This window comes from Chamaesiphon sp. GL140_3_metabinner_50 (assembly GCF_025361915.1).
Classification (GTDB): domain Bacteria; phylum Cyanobacteriota; class Cyanobacteriia; order Cyanobacteriales; family Chamaesiphonaceae; genus Chamaesiphon.
Window position 1 is genome coordinate 1 of sequence record NZ_JANYJC010000111.1, and the last position, 6,631, is coordinate 6,631.

The 6,631-nt window shown below is 45.9% G+C and carries 3 protein-coding genes; all 3 read left to right on the forward strand.

Annotation, left to right across the window (positions count from 1 at the left end; translation table 11 throughout):
• On the forward strand, positions 1-1,861 hold a 1,861-nt coding region (locus Q0R35_RS05965), incomplete at its 5' end, for an amino acid adenylation domain-containing protein (protein WP_295615177.1).
• A 111-nt stretch (positions 1,862-1,972) separates the two neighbouring features.
• On the forward strand, positions 1,973-5,278 hold the full coding sequence (locus Q0R35_RS05970) for an amino acid adenylation domain-containing protein (protein WP_295615178.1): 3,306 nt from the start codon (positions 1,973-1,975) through the stop codon (positions 5,276-5,278).
• A 328-nt stretch (positions 5,279-5,606) separates the two neighbouring features.
• Positions 5,607-6,563 carry a condensation domain-containing protein gene (locus Q0R35_RS05975; protein WP_295615179.1) on the forward strand — a complete coding sequence of 319 codons (957 nt, stop codon included), beginning with the start codon at positions 5,607-5,609 and terminating at the stop codon, positions 6,561-6,563.
• Positions 6,564-6,631 lie beyond the last annotated feature (68 nt).

Below are 6,631 nucleotides of genomic sequence, written 5' to 3' on the forward strand. Positions count from 1 at the left end.
GAATGATACCCACACCGATTATCCCGCCGATAAGTGCATCCACCAATTGGTTGAAGCACAGGTAGCCAAGACTCCAAATGCGATCGCCGTGCAGTATGAAAGTACCCAACTAACTTACCGTCAATTGAACGATCGAGCGAATCAACTGGCACACTATCTCCAAACATTGGGAGTGAAACCAGAGGTACTAGTTGGTATCTGTGTCGAACGTTCTTGCGAGATGATAATTGGACTCTTGGGCATTCTCAAAGCTGGTGGTGCCTATGTGCCTCTAGATCCTGCCTATCCCGCCGACAGACTGAGTTTCATGCTGGCTGATGCTCAGGTAGCGGTGCTGTTGACACAACAAAAGTTACTGGCAAGTCTACCCGCTGTTGATGTGCCGACGATTGAGTTAGATGACTGGGATAATTTCGAGGGCGAATCTACCGCCAATCCCACCAGCGATCTTCAACCGAGCAACCTCGCTTACGTCATCTATACCTCCGGCTCTACAGGCAAGCCCAAAGGCGTACTAGTTCAGCATCAGGGATTGTGTAACCTCGCCCTGGCGCAGATTCGCGGCTTCGATGTTCGTTCCGATAGCCGCGTGCTGCAATTTGCTTCCTTTAGCTTCGATGCGTCGATTTCGGAGGTAGTGATGTCGCTCTGTGCGGGAGCTACTCTCTATTTAGGCAACCGAGATTCCTTACTTCCAGGTACGGGATTGATGAAATTATTACAGCAGCAGCGGATTAGCCACATCACCCTGTCACCTTCGGCTCTGGCGGCGATGCCCAGTGGAGCCTATCCAGATTTACAGACGATTATCGTTGCAGGCGAAGCTTGTCCCCCCGATGTAGTGGCACAATGGTCGCCAGGACGAAGATTCATGAACGGTTATGGGCCGACAGAATCGACGGTATGTGCTACAACGGCTACTTGCACTGCCAGTAAAACAGCACCACCGATCGGACGACCGATCGCTAATATCCAAGTTTACATCCTCGACAGTCATCTTCAACCAGTACCGATCGGTGTTGCGGGCGAATTGCATATCGGCGGCGCGGGTTTAGCGCGAGGCTACCTCAATCGTCCCGAACTCACCGCCGAGAAATTTATCCCCAATCCCTTTAGTCAAGACTATTCAGGGCGGCTGTACAAAACGGGTGATTTAGTTCGATATTTAGCAGATGGGGAGATCGAATTTCTCGGCAGAATCGATCTCCAGGTGAAAATTCGCGGCTTTCGGATCGAGCTAGGTGAAATCGAAGCGGTGCTGAGTCTCCAGCCCCAAGTGCAAGAAGCCGCAGTCGTAGTAAGAATCGAACCGACGGGAAAACGTTTAGTTGCCTATATCGTGCCCAAAGCTGGATTCTCCACAGGAGAGGGTATTGCTAAGGCAAACGCTCCGCTACCGCCAACGATTCCCGCGAGTCAATTACGGAGTTTTCTCACCGAACGACTCGCCGAATACATGGTACCGTCAGCGTTTGTGATGCTAGAGTCTTTTCCCCTGACTCCCAATGGCAAAATCGATCGTCAAGCACTCGCAAATTTGGCACAAGGGCACTCGGAACTCGATCGCACAGTTGCGCCAAGTACGCCAATAGAGACGATTTTAGCCAGTATTTGGGCGGACATTCTGGGGATCTCAGATGTCGGAATTCACAACAATTTCTTTGAGTTGGGCGGACATTCACTGTTAGCGACTCAAGTTATTTCCCGCATCCACGACGCGCTCCAGGTAGATCTGCCCTTACGGACTCTATTCGAGCGACAAACGATCGCCGATCTCGCCGAAACTGTCGTTCAACATCTAGCTGAAGACACCGAGGATGAGGAGATGGCAAGGATCTTAGCCGAATTGGAGCAAGATTGATTAAGTAATAAGTAATAAGTAATAAGTTTGTTTTGAGACAGAGATTCAAACTCACTCCCTCCTCTCCCCGTCTCCTTGTCTCCCCGTCTCCCCCTCACTCTCCCCAAAACCATGAGCAATATCAACGATCGCATCGCTAATCTTTCACCTGAAAAACTCGCACTCCTGCAAGAACGCCTGATGAAAAAGGGCGGATCGGCTGTTAAAAAAGCCCGAATTAGTCCCAGACAAAGTATCGCTCCCGCACCTGCATCTTTCTCACAGCAGCAACTATGGTTCTTGAATCAATTAGAGCCAGATAATCCATTTAATATATCGATCGCAGTGCGGTTGAATGGGAGCTTGAAGGTAGATGTACTGGAACGAACTCTCGATGCGATCGTCGATCGACATCACGCGCTACGGACTGTTTTTGCTACCGTTGATGAGACGTTAGTTCAAGTAGTTCTACCACCACAGTCAGTAGTTTTAAATACAATCGATCTTACTCACTTATCTGAAGATCGATGTCAAATAGATGTCAATCGACTTTTGAAATTTGAACCGTTACGTCCGTTTAATTTGGCGACAGATTTGATGTTGCGCCCTACTTTAATTCGGTTGAACGATCGCGAACATATTTTACTATTGGTAATGCACCACATTGCGGCTGATGGTTGGTCTGTGGGCATTTTGTTTCGAGAATTTGCCAGCTTTTATGCAGGTTTTGCGGCAGGTAATCCGGTGGTAATGCCTGAATTACCGATCCAATATGTTGATTTTGCCGATTGGCAGCGACAATGGTTGACTGGGGATGTTTTGGTAAGTCAACTTAACTATTGGCGACAACATTTGGCAGATGCACCGAGATTTCTGACGCTCACAACCGATCGTCCCCGTCCATCAATTCGGACGTTTCAAGGTGGGACTAAATATTTTCAGATCGATCGAGGATTGACTCAAGCCATCAAAGCTATCTGTCAACAGTCTGGATCGACTTTATTTATGGTCTTGTTTGCTGCTTTTGCTATTTTACTATCTCGATATAGCGGACAGGATGATGTAGTCATTGGTTCGCCGATCGCCAACCGTCAGCGGAGTGAAGTAGAGTCGATAATTGGGTGTTTTATTAATACTTTAGTGCTGCGAACTAAGCTGCAAGGAAACCCGACTTTTTTAGAGTTACTCGCTCAAGTGCGGGAAACAACATTAGGAGCTTACGATCGTCAGGATTTCCCCTTGGAGAAACTAGTTGAGGAGCTTCAGCCAGAACGATCTCTGAGCCATGCACTGCTATTTCAGACGATGTTTGTGATGCAAAATGCACCGATGGAGAAATTAGAATTACCCGAACTTAGCCTCGATTTATTAGAGCTAGAAGATCTCAGTGCCCAAAACGATCTATTCCTGTCGATGGCGGAAACAGAGGATGGTTTGAAGGCAGAATTAGGCTATAACAGCGATTTATTCGATCGTCCGACAATCGATCGATTAGCAACCAATTTTGAAACTTTACTCGCGAGTATCATCGCCAATCCAGATCAGGGAGTCGCTCAATTACCACTATTAGGGATAGAGCAAGAAAAGTTACTCAACAACTGGAATGATACTCAAGCTGCCTATCCGTTGGATCGATGCTTTGCCCAATTATTCGAGCAACAGGTTGCCGCTACTCCAGATGCCATTGCCGTGGTATTTAACAACCAACAACTCACTTATCAACAATTAAACGATCGGGCGAATCGATGGGCAAAACATTTAGTCAAGCTTGGTGTGGAAGCCGAGACAATTGTAGCTTTGATGGGCGATCGCAATATCGATTTCTTGACAGCAGTACTGGCAATATTTAAAGCAGGTGGGGCATATCTACCACTCAATCCCGAACATCCAGTAGAACGGATACAGCAAGTATTATCCCAAGGTAAAGTACCATTTATATTAGCTCAACAGCAATATTTATCAGCAGTTGTATCGATCGTTGGGCAGATCGAAATTAAGCCTCAACTGTTATATATCGAAGATTTAGATCGGTTGGAATATTCAACTGAAAATCTGCCAATTCGATCGACACCCGATAACTTAGCTTACATAATTTACACATCTGGTTCTACAGGTACGCCCAAAGGAGCGATGCTAGAACAACGGGGAATGGTAAATCATTTATTTACCAAGATAACGGATCTAAACTTAACCGCTGACGATCCGATCGCTCAAACAGCATCCCAAGCTTTTGATATTAGTATTTGGCAATTTTTAGCAGCATTATTAGTCGGTGGCACCGTCGAAATTATCCCTACTGAAATCGCCACAGATCCGAGTCAATTATTTGCCCTGGTTGAGGAGCGACAGATCTCCATCCTAGAAATCGTACCGTCTTTATTACGGATGATGATTCAACAAATCATTGATGGTGCAACCCCAGCCAAATTATCCAGTTTGCGCTGGCTCTTGCTCACAGGTGAAGCTTTACCGCCCCAATTATGCCGTCAGTGGTTCGAGTATTATCCTACCATCCCGATGTTAAATGCCTATGGGCCGACGGAATGCTCCGATGATGTCACCCATTATCCGATCGCATCTCCCCCAGCATCAGAGGTCTTAAATCTACCGATCGGTCATCCAATTGCTAATACCCAATTATATATCCTCGACCACCATTTACAGTCAGTGCCGATCGGCGTAGCAGGCGAACTCTACGTGGGTGGTGCTGGAGTCGGGCGTGGTTATTTGAATGCGCCAGAGCTAACTGAAGCAGCTTTTATCCCCAATCCTTTCAGTCAATCAGCGAGCGCACGACTGTACAAAACTGGCGACAAAGGGCGGTATCTTGCCGATGGTAACATTGAATTTCTCGGTCGGATCGATTTCCAAGTCAAAATTCGGGGCTTTCGGATCGAACTTGGTGAAATTGAAGCAGTATTAGATCTACATCCCCAAGTGCGGGAAGTGACAGTTATTGCCAGAGAGGAACAGGTAGGAAATCAATATTTAGCCGCTTATATTGTCCCTAATTCACAAATTGAAACCAGCGATTTACGCGATTTTGTCAAACAGAAGCTGCCTGAATATATGGTGCCAGGTGCCTTTGTATTCTTGGATAGTATTCCGCTGACGGCGAATGGGAAAGTCGATCGCCATAACCTCCCGATTCCAGACCTAAAATTTAGTTCGATCGATACTTTTACTCTGCCTACTACCTCAACTCAAATTAAATTAGCCCAGCTTTGGGCGGATATTCTCAATCTACCTGAAGTCGGCATTCATCATAACTTCTTTGAGCTAGGCGGACACTCTTTACTAGCAACTCAAATTATGTCTCGCGTGCGATCGACATTTGGGGTAGAATTGCCGCTTCGTCGTTTGTTTGAATTACCAACAATCGCGGAGTTAGCCGAAAATATCGATCGATTACTCGATCGAGAAGAGATTGAGATTTAAGTAATAAGTAATAAGTAATTCGTAAGGTGGGTAATGCCCACTCGACGGCTACTGCATCGACTTACTAGTGACGTTTACCGCTGGCTGGCTTATCGTATTGCGGCATAAAACCAAACTTCCCAACGTAGATCTCATCACAAGCTTCAACAGCACAAATCCACAGGAACCGAAAATTCATTTTTACCCTCTCTCTAGTCCGTTAGAGCCTTCTCTATTGCGGCTAATCGATCGAGAAATATGCCTGAAACCTTGCTGGTGGGCACTGCCTAGCCTACGGGATATCTAGTTCGCTCGATCGCATATTTTATTGGATATTTTAAAAAAAGATATGAAAACAACTAAAGAATTTTTAGCCGATCTAGGCAAGCTAGATATCAAATTATGGGTCGATAATACCGACGGAATTCGGTTGCGTTGTGATGCACCTAAAGGTGTGTTAACGGCAGAAATTCGGACTGAATTAGCCGATCGCAAGTCGGAGCTAATCGACTTTATTCAGCGCAGTAATTTAGATAATAGCTCTACTAACGATCGAATTATACCGATCGACCGAGTTGGCGATTTACCTGTATCTTTTGCTCAGGCGCGACAGTGGTTCTTCGATCGATTAGAAGGGGCAAGTGCTACTTATAATATTCCGGTGGCATTGCAACTTTTCGGGACGCTGAAAATTCCCGTACTAGAAATGGCGATTGTCGAGATTATTCGCCGTCATGAGATATTGCGAACTCATTTTGAGCTGGTAAATGATGCCCCCGTTCAGGTAATTAATCCTCATGTATCGATCGATATCCCCATCATCGACTTACAGCAATTATTAGAGCCGGAACAGTCAGCAAGAGTCAAACAATTAGCGATCGATGAGTCACAGCAATATTTCGATCTAGCTGTGGCTCCGTTAGTGCGAGTGAAGTTACTTCAGTTGTCGCAAGCATCCCATGTGTTGCTGATTACGATGCACCATATTATTTCGGATGGATGGTCGATGGGGGTGTTTATTAATGAGTTATCCGAATTATATAGAGCTTCTGGCGATGGTAAAACTTCACCATTACCTGCATTGACTATTCAATATGCTGACTTTGCAGCTTGGCAAAAACAATGGCTAACTGGCGATGTTTTAGCACAGCAAATCGATTACTGGAAACAACTATTAATCGGCGCGCCACCCTTATTAGAATTCCCCACAGATCGTCCTCGTCCATCAACTCAAACATATACCGGAGGTTTCGTCGAATTCTCCCTAGAGCAGGGACTCAGCGAACAATTAACTATTTTGAGTTGATGGACGAGGACGATCTGTGGGGAATTCTAATAAGGGTGGCGCGCCGATTAATAGTTGTTTCCAGTAAT

Bases quoted from the DNA above. Each gene is read 5' to 3' on its own strand.
- Q0R35_RS05970 (WP_295615178.1), top strand. From the start codon at position 1,973: ATGAGCAATATCAACGATCGCATCGCTAATCTTTCACCTGAAAAACTC.
- Q0R35_RS05975 (WP_295615179.1), top strand. From the start codon at position 5,607: ATGAAAACAACTAAAGAATTTTTAGCCGATCTAGGCAAGCTAGATATC.